The organism is Burkholderia sp. LMU1-1-1.1, from assembly GCF_040675865.1.
In the GTDB taxonomy this organism is placed as follows: domain Bacteria; phylum Pseudomonadota; class Gammaproteobacteria; order Burkholderiales; family Burkholderiaceae_D; genus Rugamonas.
The window spans coordinates 470,484-490,373 of record NZ_JBEGHG010000001.1 but is presented as its reverse complement, the minus strand read 5'-3'; the positions used below and the strand labels follow the sequence as shown (position 1 = coordinate 490,373).

The 19,890-nt window shown below is 66.6% G+C and carries 19 protein-coding genes, 1 pseudogene and 2 riboswitches; of the genes and pseudogenes, 15 read left to right on the top strand and 5 right to left on the bottom strand.

Annotation, left to right across the window (positions count from 1 at the left end):
• Positions 1-8: 8 nt before the first annotated feature.
• Positions 9-536, bottom strand: a complete 528-nt coding sequence (locus tag MRBLMU1_RS01940) for a flavodoxin family protein (protein ID WP_363496179.1) — start codon at positions 534-536, stop codon at positions 9-11.
• A 210-nt stretch (positions 537-746) separates the two neighbouring features.
• Positions 747-846, top strand: a riboswitch (glycine riboswitch).
• Positions 847-959: riboswitch (glycine riboswitch) on the top strand.
• Positions 960-1,008: 49 nt separating this feature from the next.
• Here MRBLMU1_RS01940 and MRBLMU1_RS01935 point away from each other — a divergent pair.
• From MRBLMU1_RS01935 to MRBLMU1_RS01900, 8 genes are all read left to right on the top strand, one after another.
• A complete protein-coding gene (locus tag MRBLMU1_RS01935; RefSeq protein WP_363496176.1) occupies positions 1,009-2,229 on the top strand; it encodes a D-amino acid dehydrogenase in 1,221 nt (406 codons plus the stop codon).
• Between the two features lie 74 nt (positions 2,230-2,303).
• On the top strand, positions 2,304-2,936 hold the full coding sequence (locus MRBLMU1_RS01930; RefSeq protein WP_363496173.1) for a thermostable hemolysin: 633 nt from the start codon (positions 2,304-2,306) through the stop codon (positions 2,934-2,936).
• Positions 2,920-4,434: an AMP-binding protein gene (locus tag MRBLMU1_RS01925; protein WP_363496170.1), complete on the top strand. Its 1,515-nt coding sequence runs from the start codon at positions 2,920-2,922 to the stop codon at positions 4,432-4,434. The genes MRBLMU1_RS01930 and MRBLMU1_RS01925 overlap by 17 nt, the downstream gene beginning before the upstream one ends.
• Entirely contained in the window at positions 4,431-5,105 is a 675-nt protein-coding gene (locus tag MRBLMU1_RS01920) for a TenA family transcriptional regulator (protein WP_363496167.1), read from the top strand. Before MRBLMU1_RS01925 ends, MRBLMU1_RS01920 begins: the two co-directional genes overlap by 4 nt.
• Position 5,106: 1 nt before the next feature.
• The gene (locus MRBLMU1_RS01915) at positions 5,107-5,901 is read left to right on the top strand and encodes an SDR family oxidoreductase (protein ID WP_363496164.1); all 795 of its coding nucleotides are present in this window, start codon (positions 5,107-5,109) and stop codon (positions 5,899-5,901) included.
• A gap of 12 nt (positions 5,902-5,913) precedes the next feature.
• Positions 5,914-6,576, top strand: coding sequence for a tetratricopeptide repeat protein (locus MRBLMU1_RS01910; protein WP_363496161.1), 663 nt, complete (start codon positions 5,914-5,916; stop codon positions 6,574-6,576).
• 22 nt (positions 6,577-6,598) lie between these two features.
• Entirely contained in the window at positions 6,599-7,264 is a 666-nt protein-coding gene (locus MRBLMU1_RS01905) for a response regulator transcription factor (RefSeq protein ID WP_363496158.1), read from the top strand.
• Positions 7,261-8,649, top strand: a complete 1,389-nt coding sequence (locus MRBLMU1_RS01900; RefSeq protein WP_363496155.1) for a sensor histidine kinase — start codon at positions 7,261-7,263, stop codon at positions 8,647-8,649. The genes MRBLMU1_RS01905 and MRBLMU1_RS01900 overlap by 4 nt, the downstream gene beginning before the upstream one ends.
• A gap of 15 nt (positions 8,650-8,664) precedes the next feature.
• Here the strand turns inward: MRBLMU1_RS01900 and MRBLMU1_RS01895 are convergent, their stop codons facing one another.
• From MRBLMU1_RS01895 to MRBLMU1_RS01885, 3 genes are all read right to left on the bottom strand, one after another.
• Positions 8,665-9,135, bottom strand: coding sequence for a DUF1801 domain-containing protein (locus tag MRBLMU1_RS01895; protein WP_363496152.1), 471 nt, complete (start codon positions 9,133-9,135; stop codon positions 8,665-8,667).
• 56 nt (positions 9,136-9,191) lie between these two features.
• The gene (locus tag MRBLMU1_RS01890; protein WP_363496149.1) at positions 9,192-10,481 is read right to left on the bottom strand and encodes a hypothetical protein; all 1,290 of its coding nucleotides are present in this window, start codon (positions 10,479-10,481) and stop codon (positions 9,192-9,194) included.
• 137 nt (positions 10,482-10,618) lie between these two features.
• A complete protein-coding gene (locus MRBLMU1_RS01885) occupies positions 10,619-11,401 on the bottom strand; it encodes an IclR family transcriptional regulator domain-containing protein (protein WP_363496146.1) in 783 nt (260 codons plus the stop codon).
• Between the two features lie 125 nt (positions 11,402-11,526).
• Between MRBLMU1_RS01885 and MRBLMU1_RS01880 the strand changes: the two genes are divergently transcribed.
• From MRBLMU1_RS01880 to MRBLMU1_RS01850, 7 genes and pseudogenes are all read left to right on the top strand, one after another.
• Positions 11,527-12,411 carry a 4-hydroxyphenylpyruvate dioxygenase gene (locus tag MRBLMU1_RS01880; protein ID WP_363496143.1) on the top strand — a complete coding sequence of 295 codons (885 nt, stop codon included), beginning with the start codon at positions 11,527-11,529 and terminating at the stop codon, positions 12,409-12,411.
• A complete protein-coding gene (locus MRBLMU1_RS01875; protein ID WP_363496140.1) occupies positions 12,404-13,249 on the top strand; it encodes a shikimate dehydrogenase family protein in 846 nt (281 codons plus the stop codon). Before MRBLMU1_RS01880 ends, MRBLMU1_RS01875 begins: the two co-directional genes overlap by 8 nt.
• Positions 13,246-14,133, top strand: coding sequence for a sugar phosphate isomerase/epimerase family protein (locus tag MRBLMU1_RS01870; protein ID WP_363496137.1), 888 nt, complete (start codon positions 13,246-13,248; stop codon positions 14,131-14,133). Before MRBLMU1_RS01875 ends, MRBLMU1_RS01870 begins: the two co-directional genes overlap by 4 nt.
• Before the next feature lie 69 nt (positions 14,134-14,202).
• A complete protein-coding gene (locus tag MRBLMU1_RS01865) occupies positions 14,203-15,330 on the top strand; it encodes a porin (RefSeq protein ID WP_363496134.1) in 1,128 nt (375 codons plus the stop codon).
• A 36-nt stretch (positions 15,331-15,366) separates the two neighbouring features.
• Positions 15,367-16,722 carry an MFS transporter gene (locus tag MRBLMU1_RS01860; protein ID WP_363496131.1) on the top strand — a complete coding sequence of 452 codons (1,356 nt, stop codon included), beginning with the start codon at positions 15,367-15,369 and terminating at the stop codon, positions 16,720-16,722.
• A 163-nt stretch (positions 16,723-16,885) separates the two neighbouring features.
• A pseudogene (locus MRBLMU1_RS01855) lies at positions 16,886-17,926 on the top strand (purine-nucleoside phosphorylase); the annotation flags it as partial.
• A gap of 33 nt (positions 17,927-17,959) precedes the next feature.
• A complete protein-coding gene (locus MRBLMU1_RS01850) occupies positions 17,960-18,877 on the top strand; it encodes a purine-nucleoside phosphorylase (RefSeq protein WP_363496464.1) in 918 nt (305 codons plus the stop codon).
• Positions 18,878-18,892: 15 nt separating this feature from the next.
• On the opposite strand, the gene MRBLMU1_RS01845 is transcribed toward MRBLMU1_RS01850, so the two are convergent.
• Positions 18,893-19,837, bottom strand: a complete 945-nt coding sequence (locus tag MRBLMU1_RS01845) for a LysR family transcriptional regulator (protein ID WP_363496128.1) — start codon at positions 19,835-19,837, stop codon at positions 18,893-18,895.
• Between the last annotated feature and the right edge of the window lie 53 nt (positions 19,838-19,890).

Sequence of the window (19,890 nt, the reverse complement as noted above, 5' to 3'; positions counted from 1 at the left end):
GCCACGGTCTACACGGGGTGTATCAGCGGGGCGGACGGCGCCGACTCTTCATGGTCCCGCTGGACGATCGCGAGTTCGCCGGCGAAATCGGCCAGCGCTTGCTGGTAGTGGTCCGACAGCACGTCGCTCTGGCGCAGGCACAGGCTGGCGATGGGCAGTTTGTTGCACATTTCCGCCATCGACGTCAGCACGTCCTGGCCGTCGCCGCCGCCGGCCGTGCAGAACAGGCCGATGCGGCGGAAATGCTCGCGCTGCCGCAGGATGTAGCTGCGCATCGGCGCGCTCATTTGTCCGGCCCAGACCGGCGTGCCGAGCAAAATGAACGGATAGTCGGCAGGGCGGCGTTGCGGCGGGGCGATCTCGCCCGGCAGCTTGCGCCAGCCTTGCCACGCCGAACGCAGGAAGCCGGCGGCGCCGTCGCGCGGGCGTAGATCCTGCGGTCGCTCGATGTCGGCGCCGCAGGCCTGGGCCAGCGTGTTGGCGACTTTGGCCGTCACGCCGGTGCGAGAGTAGTACACGATGAGGCAAAGTTTCATGGCAGCTCCTTTTCGGCGCAAGGCGGCCGGCGTGCCGGGTCTTTGCTGGTTTGACCGACAAGGGACGTCGCGGTTCCCCGCCGCGACGATTGTCTGCCGTCCACCGCCGCCGGTGCTGTGCCGGGTCAAGCTTATGGCCGGTTGCAAATCCAACGGGGATAGTAAAGCCGCAATTTTTCGGGTAAGCTAGGCGCGTTGTGGCCAAAAGCCATCGCCGTATCGGGAGAGACTGTTCCAGCATAGGCTGACGAACGGCGCCGAAGGAGCAACCGCCCCGGAAACTCTCAGGCCAAAGGACCGATACAGCACTTTAAACTCTGAAGAGCGGCAGGACTCGGACGTCGTCCCCCGCACCGAAGGAGCAAGCGCTGCCGCCATCGCGGCCCGGCGTGAATCTCTCAGGTCCAGAACAGAGGGGGTGTCTTTGCGCATGTGCGCCGAGACCATCCCCTTTGACGGTTCGGAGTCCTTCATGAAAACCATAGCAATCATTGGCGGCGGCATCACCGGCGTCACCACCGCCTACGCCCTCGCCAAACGCGGCTTCTCCGTCACCCTGCTGGAACGCCACCGCTACGCGGCGATGGAAACCTCGTTCGCCAACGGCGGACAGCTGTCCGCCTCCAACGCCGAGGTGTGGAACCACCGGTCCACCATCGCCAAGGGCCTGAAGTGGATGCTGAGGAACGACGCGCCGCTGCTGGTCAATCCAAAGCCGGGCTGGCACAAGCTGTCGTGGTTCGCCGAATTCATCGCCGCCATGCCGCACTACCGCGACAACACCGTCGCCACCGCGCAGCTGGCGCTGGCCGCGCGCGAGTATCTGTTCCAGTGGGCCAGGGACGAGGACATCGCCTTTGACCTCAAACGGGAGGGCATCCTGCACATCTACCGCGACCGCGCGGGATTCGAGCACGCCGCCGGCGTGTCGAAGCTGTTGTTGCAGGGCGGGCTCTCGCGCCGCGCCGTCACCCCGGAGGAGATGCGCGCCATCGAGCCCACGCTGCGCGGCGAGTACTACGGCGGCCACTACACCGTCAGCGACAGCACCGGCGATATCCACAAATTCACCACCGGCCTGGCGTTGGCGGCGCAACGGCTCGGCGCCGATCTGCGCTTCGGCCAGCAGGTGACGGCCATGCGGGCGGACGCGGACGGCGTCGATATCACCGTCGAAGAGGATGGTTTCGGCGAAACCCGCCGCCACGACGCGGTGGTCGTTTGCGCCGGCACCGCCAGCCGCGCCATGGCGGCCATGCTGGGCGACCGCGTCAACGTCTATCCGGTCAAGGGTTATTCGATCACGGTTCATCTGAACGACGCCGCCAGCCAGGCCGCCGCGCCGACGGTCAGCCTGCTCGACGACGAGACCAAGCTGGTGACCAGCCGCCTCGGGGACGACCGCTTCCGCGTGGCCGGCACGGCTGAGTTCAACGGTTTTAACCGCGATATCCGCGCCGACCGCATCGCGCCGCTGGTGGACTGGGTGGGGCGATGCTTCCCCGGCGTGAGCACGCGCAGCGTCACGCCTTGGGCCGGGCTGCGGCCGATGATGCCCAACCTGATGCCGCGCGTTGGCCGGGGCAGGGCGCCGTCGGTGTTCTATAACACCGGCCACGGACACCTGGGCTGGACGCTGTCGGCGGCCACGGCCGAGATTCTGGCCGAAACGATGGGCGCGGCCGGCCGTTAATTAAATCTCGGTTAATCTGGGCGTAATGTTGGTTGCTTAAAGTCACCCCAATGCAACGAATTTTTGGGGTGCTCATGATCGATACCATAGCTTTGCCGGCCGGCGCCGCCGCCGGGCGGGTGCCGCCGCCGGGGCGGGCGCGGCGCGAGACACAGTTCGTCGTCGAACGCTACGGGCCGGGCCAGGACGGCCGGCGCGAACTCGAAGCGTTCATCGCCGCTTCCTTCCTCGACTCCTATGGCGCGGAGGTCAGCCACTTTTGCGACGTGCTGCTCGGGTGCCGCGACGGCGACGGCCGCTGGGTCGCCGCGCTCGGCTACACGCTGGCCGCCGACGGCCCCGTCTTCCTCGAACAGTACCTGGACGCGCCGATCGAAGCGGCGCTGGGCGGGCGCGCCGGCGCGCCGGTGGCGCGCGCCGACATCGTCGAGGTGGGCAACCTGGCGTCCAGCCACCCGGGCGCGGCGCGCGCGCTGATCGTCAGCACCACGCGCCACCTGCACGCGCAGGGCTTGCGCTGGGTCGCGTTCACGGCCACCGTCAGCCTGCTCAACTCCTTCACCCGCCTGCGGCTGCAGCCGCAGGTGCTCGCGGTTGCCGATCCGGCGCGCCTGGCCGATGCCGGCCGGCGCTGGGGCAGCTATTACGACACCCAACCTAAAGTGATGTTTGGCGACATCCGCTACGGCTATGCACAACTTACCTGACCTTTTCGATCATATTTCCGGCCGCTTCGGCGCCGGCGTGCCGGTGCTGAGCGACGGCGCGCACACCCTGGACGGTGGCGCGTTGCGCCGGCGCGTGGGCGAGCTCGCTGCAGCGCTGCTGGCGCGCCGGATGCCGCGCGCGCCGGTGGCGATCCTGGCCGACAACAGTCCCGAATGGCTGGCGGTCGACCTGGCCACCCAGCAGCTGGGACTGACCCTGGTGCCGCTGCCGCTGTTTTTCACTCCCGCGCAATGGGGGCATGTGCTGGCCGACAGCGGCGCCACGGCGCTGTTTTGCGCCAGCGCCGGGCAGGGTGCCGCGCTCGGCTTCGGCGCCGCCATCGCCTGCGGCGGCCCGCTGGTGCTGTGCGAGGCGGCCGCCGGGGCCTCGGCCGCCACCCCGGCGGCGGGCTTCCCGGACGCGTTGGCCGGCACCCAGAAGATCACCTTCACCTCCGGCACCACGTCGACGCCGAAGGGCGTGTGCCTGAGCGCCGGCCAGCAATGGCAGGTGGCGCGCGCGCTGCGCGACGGTGTCGCCGGCCTGGCGCTCGAGCGCCATCTGTGCCTGCTGCCGTTCGCGGTGCTGCTGGAAAATATCGCCGGCCCGTACACGGCGCTGCTCAGCGGCGCCACCACCATCTGCCCGCCGCTGGCCGAGACCGGGATGGCCGGCGCCAGCCGCTTCGATCCGCTGGTGTGCCTGGCCGCCATCGAACGCCACCGCCCGCATAGCATCATCGTGCTGCCGCAGATGCTGCAGGCGCTGGTGGCGGTGACGACGGCCGGCGATCCGCGCCTGGCCAGCCTGCGCTTCGTGGCCGTCGGCGGCGCCAGGACGCCGCCCCGGCTGCTGGCGGCGGCGCGCGCGCGCGGGCTGCCGGTGTTCGAGGGCTACGGCCTGTCCGAATGCGCCTCGGTGGTGGCGCTCAACCTGCCCGGCGCGGCGCGCGAGGGCAGCGTCGGCAAGCCGCTGGCGCACCGCCCGGTGCGCATCGCCGCCGACGGCGAGATCGAGGTCGGCGGCGACGCCGCCCATTATCTGGGCCAGGCGCCGGGCCGGCCGGGCGACTGGCTGGCCACGGGCGACCTCGGCCACCTCGACGCCGACGGCTTCCTGCACATCGACGGCCGCAAAAAGGACATCCTGATCACCGGCTTCGGCCGCAACGTCTCGCCCGAATGGCCGGAGACGGCGCTGCTGGGCACCGGCGCCATCGGCCAGGCGGTGGTGGTCGGCGACGGCCAGCCGTATCTGGCCGCGCTGATCGTGCCGCTGGCCGCCCACATCGGCGCCGAACAGATCGCCGAGGCGGTGGCGCGCGCCAACCTCGACCTGCCCGACTACGCCCAGGTGCGGCGCTGGGCGCTGGCCGCGCCGTTCACGCCGGCCAACGGCCAGGCCACCGCCAACGGCCGCCCGCGCCGCGCCGTCATCCATCAACACTATGCGCCGCGGATCGCGGCGCTGTACGACACCACGGAGACCACCGCATGAATTTCTTCGACACACTCAAGGCCGGCTCGGAGCCGGAGCGCCAGCGCCTGTTCGCCATCCCCATCATCCAGGACGCGCTGCGCGGCCACGTCACCACCGCCCAGTATGTGGCCTTCCTCGGACAGGCCTACCACCACGTCCGGCACACGGTGCCCCTGCTGATGGCCTGCGGCAGCCGCCTCGACGCCGGCCGCGAGTGGCTGCGCGAGGCCATCGCCGAATACATCGCCGAGGAGGTCGGGCACCAGGAGTGGATCCTGTCCGACATTGCCGCCTGCGGCGGCGACGCCGACGCCGTGCGCCACGGCCGGCCGCATGCCAGCACCGAGTTGATGGTGGCCTACGCCTACCACCAGATCGACCGCGGCAACCCGGTCGGCTTCTTCGGCATGGTCCACGTGCTCGAGGGCACCAGCACGGCGCTGGCCACCCACGCGGCCGACACCATGCGCGACGCGCTCGGACTGCCGCCGCAGGCGTTCAGCTACCTGAGCTCGCACGGCAGCCTCGATCTCGAGCACGTGGCCTTCTTCGAAAAGCTCATGAACCGGCTCGATGCGGCCGACGACCAGCGCGCGGTGCTGCATGTGGCGCGCATGATGTACGGATTGTACGGCGACGTGTTCCGCAGCCTGCCGCACGGTACGGCGCTGTTCGAAGGCGGGGCCTGACGTGCGCGCGCGCATTCCCGGGCGCCACCGCGCGGTCATCACCGGCGCCGGCGGCGGCATCGGCGCGGCCATCGCGCGCCGTCTGGCGCCGGGTGCCGACATGCTGATCCTGGTCGGCCGCCGCGCCGCGCCGTTGCAGGCGCTGCGCGCCGAGCTGCGGGTGCCGGTGCAACTGGTGTGCGGTGACCTGACCGAGGCGGCCACGCTGGCGGCGATCGAGTCGGCCGCGCGGTCCGCCGGCGGCGTCAACCTGCTGGTCAACAATGCCGGCGTGAGCGGCTTCCACAGCTTCGAGACGCAGCCGGCCGACGCCATCCGCGCCATGCTCGACACCAATCTGCTGGCGCCGATGCTGCTCACGCGCCAGTTGCTGCCGCTGCTGCGGCAGGCGCCGTCGGCGCAGATCGTCAACATCGGGTCGGTGCTCGGTTCGCTTGGTTTTCCCGGCTTCGCCGCCTATGGCGCCAGCAAGGCCGGCCTGGCCGGATTTTCGCAGGCGCTGCGGCGCGAATTGTCCGACACCGGCGTCGAGGTGCGCCACTTCGCGCCGCGCGCCACCCGCACCGGCATCAACAGCGACGCCGTCAGCGCCATGAACGGCGAACTGAAGACGGCCGAGGACACGCCGGAGGCGGTCGCCGCCGAGTTCATCGCCTTCCTCGAGGGCACCGCCTGGCAGCGCACGCTGGGCGCCGGCGAGCGCTTTTTCGTGCTGCTCAACAAACTGCTGCCGGGCCTGCCCGACGGCGCGATCCGCAAGCAATTGCCGGTGATCCGCAAACACCTGCCCAAATAAAGGAAATCCATCATGCAAGCCACCACCATCAAACAATTCCGCCGCCGCGCGCTGGCGCTGCTGGCCGCCGCCTGCCTGCCGTGGGCCGCGCTGGCCGGGGTGCCGGAGGACGTCGCCAAACTGCAACAACAATGGGAGCAAATCCGTTACACGACGCCGGCCGACGCGCAGGAGCCACAGTTCGAGCGCCTGCTCGGCGAGGCGCGCGCCACCGCCGCCCAGCATCCGGGCAGCGCCGACGTGCTGATCTGGCAAGCCATCATCGAATCGACCTACGCCGGCGCCAAGGGCGGCCTGGGCGCGTTGTCGAACGCCAAGAACGCGCGCCAGACGCTGGAGCAGGCGCTGGCCATCGATCCGGACGCGCTGGCCGGCTCGGCCTACACCAGCCTGGGCTCGCTGTACTACCAGGTGCCGGGCTGGCCGATCGGCTTCGGCGACGACAAGAAGGCGCTCGAGCTGCTTAAAAAAGGGTTGGCGGTCAATCCGGACGGCATCGATCCGAACTTTTTCTACGGCGACTACCTGTTCCGCAAGGGCGACTACGCAGAGGCTACCCGCGCGCTGAACAAGGCATTGCAGGCGCCGCCGCGTCCGGGTCGCAAGGTGGCCGACGAGGGCCGCCGTGCCGAGATTCAACAATTGCTGGACAAAATCGCCGCCAAGCGTAAATAATCGGACAGGGGAGGCGAGCCACTTGAGAATTTTGCTGGTAGAGGACGATCCGCTGATCGCGAGCGGCTTGCTGGTGGCGCTGCGGCGTGCCCATTACACCGTCGAGCACGTGGACGACTGCCCGGCGGCGCTCGCCGCGCTCGGCCACAACAACTTCGACCTGGCGGTGCTCGATCTGGGCCTGCCCACGCTCGACGGCACCGAGGTGCTGCGCGCGGTGCGCGCCGGCGGCGATCCGATCCCGGTGCTGATCCTGTCGGCGCGCGACGCCACGCGCGACCGCATCGCCGGACTCGATCTGGGCGCCGACGACTACCTGGTCAAACCGTTCGAGCTCGACGAGCTGCTGGCGCGCCTGCGCGTGCTGGCGCGGCGCCGCGGCGGGCGCCACGTCAACCAGCTGGTGCTGGGCGATCTGGTGCTGCAGCCGGAAAACCTGGCCGCCAGCTGGCAGGGGCGCCCGGTCGAACTGCAGCGGCTTGAATTCATGCTGCTGCAACAACTGGCGGAAAATCCGCGGCGCGTGTTCAACCGCGCCCAGCTCGAGGAGTCGCTGTACGGCTGGGGCGAGGGCGCCGAGAGCAACACCATCGACGTCCACGTGCACCACCTGCGCAAGAAGATCTCCCCGGCCATCATCAAGACCGTGCGCGGCGTCGGCTACCGCATCGGCGACCTGGCGCCATGAGCACCAAACTGTATTCCGGGCGGCGCCGGCTGGTGGCGGCCACGTTGCTGTGCATGCTGGCCATCTTCGGCGGCATCGGCCTGGGCGCGCACCACGTGGCGCGGCGCGAGTCCGACGAGTTGTTCAGCGCGCGCCTGGCGACGTCGGCGCGGGTGCTCGAGGCGCTGGTGGCGCACCAACTGACCTCGGCCACGATCAACAAGCCGCTGGTGATCGCGCTGCCGCGCGAGCTCGAGACCAGCACCAGCAACGAGCCCAAGGTGTACGGCCACCGCTACGAGACCAAGATCGCGTTCCAGGTGTGGCGCGACGACGGCGCCTTGCTGGCCAAGTCGGCCTCGGCGCCGACGGTGGCGCTGGCGCCGCTGCGGGCCGGCTTTTCCGAGCATCCGATCGGCGGCGAGCCGTGGCAGGTGTTCGGGCTGCGTTCGGGCAATGTCTGGGTGTTGACGGCCGAGAAGGACGAGGTGCGCCAGGAGATGTCGCACGACGTCGGCATGTCGATCCTGACCCCGCTCGCCGTCGGCGGCCTGCTGATGCTGATCGCCGTGAACTTCCTGTTGCTGCGCAATATGCGGCCGCTGTCGTCGCTGGCGGCGCTGATCGCCGCGCGCGCGCCCGAGTCGCTCGACATCGTCGAGCTGCCGGCCACGCCGCTGGAACTGGCGCCCATCATCACCGAGCTCAATCACCTGTTGGACCGGATCCGCGCCGCCTTCGAGCGCGAACAGCGCTTCCTGAACGCTGCCGCGCACGAGATCCGCACGCCGATCGCGGCGGTGCAGCTGCACATGGAAAACGCGCTGCGCGCGAGCACGCCGGAGCAGCGGCAAAGTTCGCTCGAATCGGCGATGGCCGGGGCGCGCCGCACCAGCAAGCTGGCCGAGCAGTTGCTGGCCCTGAGCCGCATCACCGCCGGCGGGGACGCCTGCCAGATGCAGCGGCTGTCGCTGCGGGCGCTGTGCTGCGAGGTGATCGGCGCGGTCGAACCGCTGATCGACCGCCGCGGCCAGAGCGTCGGCCTGGACGCCCAGCACGACTGCCCGGTGCGGGGCGAACCGTCGCAGCTGCAGCGCATGCTGCAGAACCTGATCGACAACGCGTCGGTCCATGGCGCCGCGCACGGCGACATCCTGGTCACGCTCGACGCCGTCGACGGCATGGCCCTGCTGGGGGTGTCGAACGACGGCGTGCCGATCCCGGAAAAAGAGCTGGCCAACCTGTTTACGCCGTATTACCGCCTGCCCGGCGCCGCCGTCGGCGGCCACGGGCTGGGGCTGGCCATCGTCAAGGAGATCGTCGACCAGCACCACGGCCGCATCGTCGTGCAGGCCAGGGAAGACGGCCGCGGCACGGTGGTGCTGGTGAGTTTGCCTCTGGCGTAGGGTGCCTGTCGCCGTTCACATCTTCTCGCCGGGCAGCAGGCTGGCCTGCCGCACCCATTCGGCGACCTGCGCTTCGTCGAGCGGGTCGTCCTCGCGCAGGTCCAGATGGCGCACGCCGGCGGTTTTGGACGCGCCCGGCGGCAGCGGATCGAGGAAGCCGCCGTTGAAGAAGGTGACTTTGACGTACTTGGTAAAACAGTGAAAGCCCAGGAACCAGCCTTGGCCGGCGATCCCGTATAGCGGCGTGTTCCATTTGACCGCCTTGTTCACGCCCGGTACGGTGCGGACGACGATCTCGTCGAGGCGGCGTCCGAGGGCGCTTTTCCAGCCCGGCATGGCGGCGATGTAGGCCTGCACCGGCGCGTCGCCGTAGGCCTTCGGGATCTGGGGATTGCCGCCCGAGAGCAGGGGCGGTTTCGGATCGGCTGGCGCGCAAAGGGCTTGTGGCGGATGCCTGGTGGACTTGTTGATTGGACTGGTGGTCATGGCCTGGACTCGACGGTGTGACGGCCGGGGCAGCGGGCTGTCATATTTCTGGAGTTTCATTTCCGGACTGGGCAATTGTTCTGATCGATTGCCGGTCCGCCCAACAACAATAGTTCCGGTGGGCATGCCATATTCCACAGATCGCTGTAACCACAATCCGAGGCATGAGTTCGGTAAGTCCCCAGCCGGCTGATCAACGCCGTGTATCGGAAATCCTCTACGTTAATCACGTGCAGCAGAAACAGATAGCTCTGTAAGCTCACGCCGATTGTGACGTTGCCGATCAGCGCCAGCGCTTCACGGTCGCGTTTCTCCATGAGATCGCGCAGCGCGAGGTAGCCATGATCCATCTGCATAAAACAAAGATAGACGATATCGACGATGTCGGCTTTTTTCTGTGCGACAGGGTAGTGCGGTGCGCTCCAGAGGGAAAGCGCGCCGGTCGCGTCGCGAGCCGCTTTGAGGAAGGTGAAGAAGGAGGTTACGTGAAAGATCAGGGGATTTGGAAATGCTCCCAGGTGTTCGATATTTCGGTCGAAAATGGTGAGATAGTCTTCCTTTCGAGCCACATCGACGAAGCCGCCAATCTCGGTATTGATGGCCTGGGAGGCGTGTGCGTACTTTTGGACAAACGCACCAATAATGTTTGCCGCGGCATACACCCTGATGATGCTGGTCATTTCGGCGATGATCATGGTTGCCGCACCGCGCCGTTTGCTCCCCGTGGTGTAAAGCAACTGAAAGAGCGCTATCCAAACCGGCGGTCCGATGAACAGGGCGAGCAATTTTAGAGGGCTGGACTCGGCACTTCCTGGTTCGTCATGAGTGGGTGGCGCCAATTGGCTTTGCTGCGTCGAGGCGGTCCCTGCGGCCCGCGCGGCGGTCGACTCGCCCGCGTCTTGTGCGTTCGCGCTGTTAGGCGCAGCCGGGACATGTCCGCCGGAAGCCGTGCCTGTGGCTGTCGCAAAAGACGGTTGTACATGCAGCTTTGGAAGCGGGGGCTCGTTCGGGCCCGATGCCCGCGATGGAGGCGGAAGCGCCGTGATCAACCGCTGCCGCACGGGGGCCGTGAGCAAAAAATAAGTGCTGGTCATGATAGCGATCAGCAGGATGGCAAGTAATATGCCGATGACCTCAAGCTTCAACGTATGTCTGGAATGCAAAAAGCCGCTAATCTCATACGCTCTGCCTTTGCCTTCGGTCGGCCATATCGACGAAAACGTGGACTTCTTTGTTGTGATCAAATTTCGCAGGAATTCGTCACGCTCTCGTTCGGACGTAGGTACCCGGGAGTTGTTCTCGGTGCGGCGAATGATGCTTTCGTATTCAGCAACGGGCTCGTTCATGGTTTCGGTCCTGCGCGCGGTATCCGGCGCATGTCGAACCTTCCCGCCGTATTAGCTTCGTGGCGCAATCTTAACTCACCAATTATTTGTTGCGAATTTATTATTTGTCTCTGTGGCCGGATTGCCACGGCCGGTGATCACACCCATAGCATTAGCGTGTTGGCCGTGGCCTGCAGCGCCGGCACGCAGCGCGCGCTGGCCTCGGCCCGCGATGAACTGGCCGTCATCATCGACACGCTGAGCGCTCCGATCAGATTTCCGCGCCGGCTCTTGACCGGCACGGAGATACCGCGAAAACCGATCTCGTACTGGTTTTCGGTGACGGCGAAGCCGCTCTCGCGGATCGCCACCAGTTCCTCGAACAGCTGCCGCTTGTCCGTCACGGTCAGGTGCGTGTAGGCGATCGGCTCCACCCGCGCCAGATAGGCGTGCAGCGCTTCGTCCGGCATGGCCGACAGCAGCACGCGTCCGGCCGTCGACGCATAGGCAGGCAGGCGCGTGCCCGGTTCGAAGCCGCTGGTGAGCTGGCGCGGCGCGTTCACGCGGCTCACGTACACCACATCATCCCCCTCAAGCACCGAATAATTGGTCGACTCCTGCAGCTCCGACGTGAGCTTTTGCAGATAGGGCACGATGGCGCGCGGCAGGCGCGCTGAATCCAGATAGGAGCGGCCCAAAGTCAGCACCTTGGGCGTGAGCCAGAAGGTTTTGCCGTCCGTGGCGGCCATGCCGGTGTGGACCAGCGTGAGCAAATAACGCCGCGCGGCGCTGCGGCTGATCGCCACCTTCTCCGCCAGCTCGGTGGCGGTCAGGCGTGCGGTGTCGTCGTTGAAGGCGGTGATGACGTTGAGGCCCGTGATCAGGCCGTCGATCAGGTCTCGCTCGGCGACCTGCACATCCAGTAGCTGCGGCTTTTTCATGATTTGTGCGCTAATCGCGCAAGTGGGGCGATTGGCGCAGTATAGCTGGTTTTCGTGGGTTTTTTTGCACGTCCGGGCTTTCTATACTGGCCTGACTTTAAGCAGAAAGACGCGGGAGACCACACATGATCATCAAAGAGCAGCTGCCGGAACCGAATAATCCGCTCGGTATCGCCGGCACCGAATTCATCGAATACGCCACCTCGCAACCGCTGGCGCTGGGGGCGCTGCTGGAGCAGATGGGCTTCAGCGCGACCGCCCGCCATCGTTCGCGCGAAGTGACGCTGTACCGCCAGGGCGGCATGAACGTGATCGTCAACGCCGATCCGCGTGCGTTGCCGCAGGGCGAGGAGGGGCCGCAAGCGACCGTGATCAGCGCCATCGCGCTGCGGGTGCGCGACGCCGACGCCGCCTACCGCCACGCCATCGACATGGGCGCCTGGGCCATCCAGACCCGCGCCGGCGCGATGGAGCTCAATATCCCCGGCGTGCACGGCGCCGGCGACTCCATCCTCTATTTCGTCGACCGCTACGCGGACTTCTCGATTTACGACGTCGATTTCAAGGCCATCCCCAATGTGGCCGCGCCGCCGGAGGCGGTCGCCGGACTGCACTTCTTCGGCGTGGTGCAAGCCATCGGCGAAGGCCGAAGCGCGGAGTGGGTGGACTTTTACCAGCAGTTGATGGATTTCCGTCCGCTGCCGGAGGGCCGCTACTTCGGCGTCGTGCCCAAGGGCGTGCTGCTGGAAAGCCCTTGTCATAGCTTCTACCTGCAGCTGGTGGAGCCGCCGCAAGGCGCCGGCGGCCTGCAATGGGAGGAACAGCTGATCCGCGTGGGACTGGGGGTGCCGGACGTGATGGGCGCCGTACGCGAGTTGCAGCGGCGCGGCATCGTCTTCATCGACCGCGCGCCGCAAGCGCCGACCGAACGTGGCGCCGTCACCCAACTGTATCGCGGCGGTGTCAGTTTCGAACTGGTCGCCAGCGGCCCGGGAGAAGGACATGCTTGAAATTACCGGCACCACGCGTATTTTTCCGGTGATCGGCTGGCCGGTCGAACAGGTCAAGGCGCCGACGCTGTTCAACGCCTACTTCCAGCGCCACCGCATCGATGCCCGCGTGATCCCGCTCAAGGTGGCGCCGGACGGCTACGTCGCCGCCGTCCGCCTGCTGATGGGCATCGAGAACGTGGGCGGCATCTTCGTCTCGATTCCGCACAAGCCGATGAGCGTCGAAGCCGTCGATGAACCGAGCAGCCGCGCGCTGCTGGCCGGCTCCTGCAACGCCATCTACAAGGACGCGGACGGCCGCGTCAGGGGCGATCTGATCGACGGTGAAGGGTTTGTGCGGGCCTTCGACCGCACGTTGGCAGGCGCGCCCTTTAACTGGGGCGGTGCGCGGGCGCTGGTGGTCGGCAGCGGCGGCGTCGGTTGCGCCGTGGCGGAGGCGCTGGCGGTGCGCGGCATCGCCGAGGTGGCGATCTGCGATACCAGGCTCGAACTGGCGGCCGCCTTGCGTGGCCGGTTGCAGGCGGCGTTTCCGGCCTGCCGCGTGGTCGAGGGCAGGCCGGAGGCCGAGGGCTTCGATCTGGTCGTCAACTGCACGCCGCTTGGGATGCATGCCGATGACGCCATGCCCATCGACCTGCGCGGCGTGTCGGGCGACTGCGTCGTCGCCGACTGCGGCATGAAGATCGAAATGACCAGGCTTTTGGTCGAGGCCGAGCGGCTCGGCTGCCGCATCCAGAAGGGCAAGGAGATGCTGATCGAGCAGGCGCCCCTGTACCTGGAGCTGTTTGGCTGGCCGGGTGTGTCGTCCGATGAATTCCGTGAATTGGGGGCGCTATGAATCTCGCTAACTTCGGCATGGACAGCATCACCCTGGCCGGCCCGCTCGAATCCAAACTGCGCGCCTCGAAGGCGGCCGGCTTCTCGCAGCTGATGTTGTGGGCGAAAGACCTGGCCGGCCATCCGGGCGGCATCGAGGAGGCGGCGCGGGTGGTGCGCGCCAGCGGCGTGCGGGTCACCGGCATCCAGGTCATGCGCGACTACGAGGGCCTGGACGGCGCGCTGCACGGTTATAAGCTCGATATCGCCAAGCAGATGCTACTGGTCTGCAAAGCGGTCGGAGCGCCTTTGCTGATGGTGTGTTCCAGCACTTCCAGCCACGCCGTCGGCGACATGGACAGGATCGTGCGCGACCTGGCCAAGCTGGCCAACCTGGCTGTGCCGCTGGGCGTCAAGGTCGGCTACGAGGCGCTGTCGTGGGGCCGGCATGTGAACCAGTACCAGCAATCGTGGGAAGCGGTGGAGCGGGCGGGGCACGCCAACCTCGGTGTGGTGCTGGACTCGTTCCACATGCTGGCCAACGGCGCCGACCTGACGGAACTGGACGACATCCCGGCGCACAAGATCGCGCTGGTGCAGCTGTCCGATTACATGTGGCGCGATCTGCGCAGCGCCGAGGAGCGGCTGGAAACGGCGCGCCACCTGCGCGTGTTCCCAGGCGAGGGCAGCCACGCGAAGGAGCTGTCCGTGATGCTGCGCCAGCTGAACCGCAACGGCTACCGGGGCGATTTCAGCTTCGAGGTCTTCAACGACGACTACCTGCAGTTCTCGCCGGAGGTGGTGGCGCAGCGCGCCTACCGCTCGGCCAAGTGGGTGACCGACCAGGTCTTGCGGCGCAGCCTGACCGTACTGCAAGCCACCGCCGGCCACGCGGCGATGGCTTAAGAGCCGCAAGCAAACCAAAAACCGAGGCGCGACACTTATAAGCGCGCCCATAACAACAACGAGACAATCATGAGACAACATTTGACAGCAGCCGGCCTGCTGGCGATGGCGGCCGCCTGCGCCAACGCTTACGCCCAATCCGGCACCACCATCTACGGTACCTTCGACGAGTATCTGGGTATCATCCGCAGCAGCAGCGGCGCCCAGGTTACGGGCCTGAACGACGGCGCCATCCTGCGCAGCCGCCTCGGGTTCAAGGGCGTCGAGGACATCGGCGGCGGCTACCGCATCACGTACACACTGGAGCAGGGCATTGGCGCCGACAGCGGCAGCGCCGCCGACGCCACCCGCCTGTTCGACCGCCAGGCGTGGCTCGGCATCGTGACGCCGCTGGGCGAGTTTCGCGCCGGGCGCCAGAACACCCAGGTGTTCTACATCGGCGGCGCCATCGATTATACGGAACGGACCACGTTCGGCTCCATGTTCAATACCTTCGGCGTGCCTTCGCGCTACGACAACGACCTCTCCTACAAGTCGCCGCGCATGGCCGGTTTTCAGCTGGACGTGCACTACGCGCTGCCGGAGAACACCGCCGCCACGAACAACAAGGGTGTGTGGCAGCTGGCGCTTGACTACCAGAACGGACCATGGCGCGCCGGCTACGCCGGTGTGCTGGCGACGCCCAACCGCGCCACCGCCACGGTCCGGGAGCGTATCGAGTACCACAACCTCTATGTCAACTACCAGTACGGCAGCGGCAAGATCTATCTCGCGGCGGGACGCAGCAATAACTCCACTTCCAATGCCAACGGCGCCAATGCCGGCGGGATATTGAGCCTGGTCGGTAGTCCGAACAACTTCTTCGCCGGAACCGACGCCAACGCGCGGCGCTATTACAACCTGTGGGAGCTCTCGGCCGATTATCGCGTCAGCCCCGTGTTTCGTGTCGGCGCCATGGCGGGCGGCGCGCACGACACCAGCGGTGGCGGGGCAAGTGTGCGCTCGGCCAACGTCGGGGCGTATTACGACCTATCGAAACGCACGCAGTTATATGGTTTTGCCAGCGTGATGAAAAACGACGATGCCGCAGGTTTTCGCTTTAGCAGTTCGGCCGCGCCATCGGCCAATCTGGCTGGGGACGACATCAACGGCCGGCGGTTGAGCGGGGTTCAGCTGGGCATCCTGCACCGGTTTTAACGCGACTGAGACTACACTTACAACCTGGAGGAAGACATGGCTATCACAACGATTTCGAGGCAAGCGTCCGCAGAGACGCGCAAACCCGCCGCGCAGGCGGCGCGGGAAACCCAACCCGAGCCGAAACGCTCGCCGCGCAAGGCCGCTTTCGCCAGCTGGATCGGCAGCGCCGTCGAGTACTACGACTTTTTCATCTACGGCACGGCCGCCGCGCTGGTGTTCGGGAAAATCTTCTTCCCGTCGTTCGATCCGGCCGTCGGCGCGGTGGCGGCTTTCGCCACATTCGGCGTGGCCTACATCACGCGCCCGCTGGGCGCCATCATGCTGGGCCACATCGGCGACAAATACGGCCGCAAGAAGGTGCTGACCTTCACCCTGCTGCTGATGGGCGTGACGACGTTCGCCGTCGGCCTGCTGCCCACCTACGAGCAAATCGGCATCGCCGCGCCGGTGATGCTGGTGATCCTGCGCATGCTGCAGGGCGTGTCGGCGGCCGGTGAACAGGCCGGCGCCAACTCCATGACGCTGGAACACGCGCCGGCGCATCGCCGCGCCTTCTTCACCAGTTTCACGCTGAGCGGCACGCAGGCGGGGCTGATCCTGGCGACGCTGGTGTTCCTGCCGGTGTCCGCGCTGCCGGAGGAGGACATGCTGTCGTGGGGCTGGCGCATTCCGTTCCTCCTCAGCGCCGTGGTGGTGGCGGTGGGCTTCTGGGTACGCCGCACGCTGCCCGAAACCCCGGCCTTCAAGGAGGAGGAAGCCGCGAACAAGGACGACCGCATGCCGCTGGTGGAACTGATCACCAACCACAAGTCCAACCTGGTGCGCGTGATCTTCGCCGCGCTGGTGTCGGTCGTCAGCACCATCTTCAGCGTGTTCACCTTGTCGTACGCGGTCAACACCATGCACCTGCCGCGCTCCACGATGTTGACGGTGCTGGTGCTGGCCAACGTCGTCGCGCTGATCGCCATTCCGATGTTCGCGGCCTTGTCCGACCGGGTCGGACGCAAGCCGGTGTTCATCTTCGGCGCGCTGGGGGCCGCGGCGCTGGCATGGCCCTACCTGTGGGCCATCGCCACGATGAACGTGCCGCTGATCTTCGTCTTCGGCCTGCTGCTGTCGGGAGTCGTGTACAGCGCGGCCAACGGCGTGTGGCCGGCGATGTACGGCGAGATGTTCGGCACCCGCGTGCGGCTGTCCGGCATGGCGATCGGCACGCAGATCGGCTTCGCGCTGGGCGGCTTCGCCCCGACCATCAGCGCGGCGATTTTGCAGCCGGGGGAGTGGGGCTGGGTGCCGGTGGCGGTTTTCGTCAGCATCACCAGCGCGATATCCGCCATTGCGGCGGCGTCGGCCAAGGAGACCTATCGCACGCCGATGAACGAGTTGTAGGATATGCGCGGGGCCGGGCCCCTTTGCACCAGATTGAATTCAACGCCGGCCTTGACGCCGGCGTTGCACCTTGCGGGTGCGGATTTTGTCGCGGAATGACCGATGGCGGATGGCACGTGGCTTGCATGGTCGCCTGCAACGCCACTCTAAAGGTTTCAGACCGATGCCATCTTCCTCCCTCCATTTCCGTCGCTTGCTCGACATGGCGCTGGCCGCGATCCTCGCCTGCGGTGTGGCCGCCGCGCATGCGGCGGCTGACAAGCCCATACCCGTCAAGGTCATGGTGATCAGCATGTTCGCCCTGGAGGAGGCGGAATGGACCGGCAAGCTCAAACTCGATCGCGCGATCCCGGTCCCTGGCCTGTCGCCGCTGTACCCGGCGGTGCGCTGCAACAAGGACGACGTCTGCCACCTGACCACCGACATGGGCAAGGCCAACGCCGCCGCCTCGATCTCGGCGCTGGTGTTCAGCGGCCTGTTCGACCTTAAGCGAACCTACTTTCTCGTCGCCGGAATCGCCGGCGTCGATCCGGCCCGGGGGACCATCGGGACCGCCGCGTGGTCCCGCTACCTGGTCGACTCGGAACTGGCGTGGGAGGTCGATGCGCGCGAACGTCCGGCCGGCTGGTCGACCGGCTACCTGGGCATCAATACCGGCGCGCCGGGTGTCAAGCCAGACCTGGGCTACGGCACCGAGGTGTACAAGTTGGACGACCGGCTGGCGGATATGGCGTTGTCGTTGTCGCGTGGTGTCGTGTTGTCCGATTCCCCCGGCGCCCGGGCCTACCGCGCGCATTATCCGGAGGCGCCCGCGAACCAGCTCCCGCAGGTGACGCAATGCGACTCGATGACCGGGAATAACTGGTTCCATGGCGAGCTGCTGGGCCAGCGCGCACGCGAGTGGTTCAAGCTGCTGACCGACGATCACGGTACCTATTGCATGAGTTCCCAGGAAGACAACGCGACCTACACCGCGCTCAAACGCGGCGCGGAGGAGGGCTTGCTCGACTTGCGGCGGGTGGCGGTGCTGCGCACGGCGTCGAATTTCGACCGGCAGTATCCGGGGCAGACGGCGCTGGATTCGGTGAAGGCCGATTCCGGCGGCTTCGCTCCTGCGGTGACAAATCTCTACCTGGCCGGCTCCCCGCTGGTGGCGGACATCGTCAAGCGATGGCCGTTGTGGAAGGACGGCGTGCCGCAGCGGGACGACAGCGCCAGGCGCGTGGCGCCGAAGGTTATGATCGTCAATATGTTCGGCGGCGAGGCGGCGCCTTTTATTCGCGGCCTTAAGCTGACCACCGCTTACAAGGTGCGCGGCCTGTCGGCGCGCTATCCCGAGGTGCATTGCAATGGGGAGGATGTCTGCCAGATGACCACCGATATGGGTTACAGCAACGCCGCCGCCAGCATGACGGCGCTGATGTACGCCAGCGGCTTCGATCTGCGCCAGACCTATTTTATCGTGGCCGGCATCGCCGGCATCAATCCTGGCCTCGGCACGGTCGGTTCCACGGCATGGGCCGACTATGCCGTCGACTACTCGCTGGCGCATGAAATCGACGCGCGCGAGATGCCTTCTGGTTGGCCTTCCGGGTATTTTGGGATATTCACCGACTCGCCGGACAAGAAGCCGAAATTGAGCTACCGGACCGAGGTCTTTCAACTCGATCCAGCTCTGGTGGCGCGGGCCTACGCGCTTTCAAAGGATGTGGCGCTCAGTGATTCGCCGGCGGCGGTGGCGTATCGTGCCGGGTTCCCGTCGGCGCCCGCCAATCAGCCGCCGGCGGTGCTGCGCTGCGATACCGCGTCGTCCGATACGTGGTTTGGCGGCGCGACACTGGCGCGCAGGGCGCAGGACTGGTCGGCGCTGCTCACCGACGGCAAGGCGAGGTACTGCACCGTTCAACAGGAGGACAACTCGACGCTCGAAGCATTGCGGCGCGGCGGGGCGGCCGGCAAGGTGGACTTCAAGCGTGTGCTGATCCTGCGAGCGGGTTCAGACACCGACCGTCCGCATCCGGGGCAGAGCGACAGCGACGTGCTGGTCAACTACAAGCGGCAGGGGGGATTCGTTCCGGCGGCGGAGAATCTGATGATCACGGCGCGTCCGGTAATCGAGGATATCGTCACCCAGTGGCAGAAGCGGTACAGATAAGACGCGCGGGGCGGATTATGAACGGGCGGGCGTTGCCCCCTCCGGCAGCAGCGAGGCGTCCATGCGCAGCACCGCGCGGTGTATCAACCCGCGCAGCCACGTCAACCCTGGATCGAGCGTGCGGTATTTGTGCCATTGCAGCGATTGTTCCATGATCGGCATCTCCATCGGCATCGGCAGTATGCTGACCGGCAGCACGCGCGCCACGCTGTAGGCCAGCCGCCGGTGCACGGTGGCGATGCGCTCCGTTCCCGTCAACAGCACCGGCACCGACAGGAAGCTGTGCGTGATCACGTCGACGCGCCGCTTGATACCGACGCGCTCCAAATATGCCGATTCGAAGCTTGACACTCCAATCGGCGGTTGCATCACCACGTGGCCCGCCTCCAGATAGTCGTCCAAGGTCAGCGGCTTGCCGGCCAGGCGGCCCCGGTTCCACACCAGGCAGACAAACTGCTCCTGCCATAAAACCTCGGTGGGATGCTCGGGCGGACAGTATACCGAGGGGAACACCAGCATGTCGGCCTCGCCCCGTTCCAGCGCCCGCTGGGGCGAATCCACCTGCGCCATCATGCGAAAACGGATGGTCTCCGATTCCTGGTTGGCCAGCTCGATCACGCGCGGGATCAGCGTCATCAACGTGTAGTCCGACACCAGCAATGTGAATTCGCGCTCCGACGTCGCCGGGGTGAACTCGGGCTGCGCGGCGATGGTCGTATCGATGCGCATCAGGACATCGCGCACCGCCTCGCGCAGTACCAGGCCGCGTGGCGTGACCTCCATGCGCCGTCCCACCTGTACCAGCAGCTTGTCCTGGAAGTGGTCGCGCAGCCGGCCCAGCGCATTGCTCATCGCCGACTGGCTCATATGCAGGCGCTGCGCGGCGACGGTGATGCTGGTCTCGGTCAGCATCGCGTCTAGGGCCACCAGCAGATTCAGATCGAGCTTATTCAGCCGCATTGTCGTCCTCTTGTTTTATTGTTATGTAACGATGTATTGAGCCGATGTATTTA

Bases quoted from the DNA above. Each gene is read 5' to 3' on its own strand.
- MRBLMU1_RS01900 (WP_363496155.1), top strand. From the start codon at position 7,261: ATGAGCACCAAACTGTATTCCGGGCGGCGCCGGCTGGTGGCGGCCACG.
- MRBLMU1_RS01875 (WP_363496140.1), top strand. From the start codon at position 12,404: ATGCTTGAAATTACCGGCACCACGCGTATTTTTCCGGTGATCGGCTGG.
- MRBLMU1_RS01870 (WP_363496137.1), top strand. From the start codon at position 13,246: ATGAATCTCGCTAACTTCGGCATGGACAGCATCACCCTGGCCGGCCCG.
- MRBLMU1_RS01935 (WP_363496176.1), top strand. From the start codon at position 1,009: ATGAAAACCATAGCAATCATTGGCGGCGGCATCACCGGCGTCACCACC.
- MRBLMU1_RS01925 (WP_363496170.1), top strand. From the start codon at position 2,920: ATGCACAACTTACCTGACCTTTTCGATCATATTTCCGGCCGCTTCGGC.
- MRBLMU1_RS01880 (WP_363496143.1), top strand. From the start codon at position 11,527: ATGATCATCAAAGAGCAGCTGCCGGAACCGAATAATCCGCTCGGTATC.
- MRBLMU1_RS01890 (WP_363496149.1), bottom strand. From the start codon at position 10,481: ATGAACGAGCCCGTTGCTGAATACGAAAGCATCATTCGCCGCACCGAG.
- MRBLMU1_RS01850 (WP_363496464.1), top strand. From the start codon at position 17,960: ATGATCGTCAATATGTTCGGCGGCGAGGCGGCGCCTTTTATTCGCGGC.
- MRBLMU1_RS01895 (WP_363496152.1), bottom strand. From the start codon at position 9,135: ATGACCACCAGTCCAATCAACAAGTCCACCAGGCATCCGCCACAAGCC.
- MRBLMU1_RS01930 (WP_363496173.1), top strand. From the start codon at position 2,304: ATGATCGATACCATAGCTTTGCCGGCCGGCGCCGCCGCCGGGCGGGTG.
- MRBLMU1_RS01860 (WP_363496131.1), top strand. From the start codon at position 15,367: ATGGCTATCACAACGATTTCGAGGCAAGCGTCCGCAGAGACGCGCAAA.
- MRBLMU1_RS01865 (WP_363496134.1), top strand. From the start codon at position 14,203: ATGAGACAACATTTGACAGCAGCCGGCCTGCTGGCGATGGCGGCCGCC.
- MRBLMU1_RS01885 (WP_363496146.1), bottom strand. From the start codon at position 11,401: ATGAAAAAGCCGCAGCTACTGGATGTGCAGGTCGCCGAGCGAGACCTG.
- MRBLMU1_RS01940 (WP_363496179.1), bottom strand. From the start codon at position 536: ATGAAACTTTGCCTCATCGTGTACTACTCTCGCACCGGCGTGACGGCC.
- MRBLMU1_RS01920 (WP_363496167.1), top strand. From the start codon at position 4,431: ATGAATTTCTTCGACACACTCAAGGCCGGCTCGGAGCCGGAGCGCCAG.
- MRBLMU1_RS01910 (WP_363496161.1), top strand. From the start codon at position 5,914: ATGCAAGCCACCACCATCAAACAATTCCGCCGCCGCGCGCTGGCGCTG.
- MRBLMU1_RS01845 (WP_363496128.1), bottom strand. From the start codon at position 19,837: ATGCGGCTGAATAAGCTCGATCTGAATCTGCTGGTGGCCCTAGACGCG.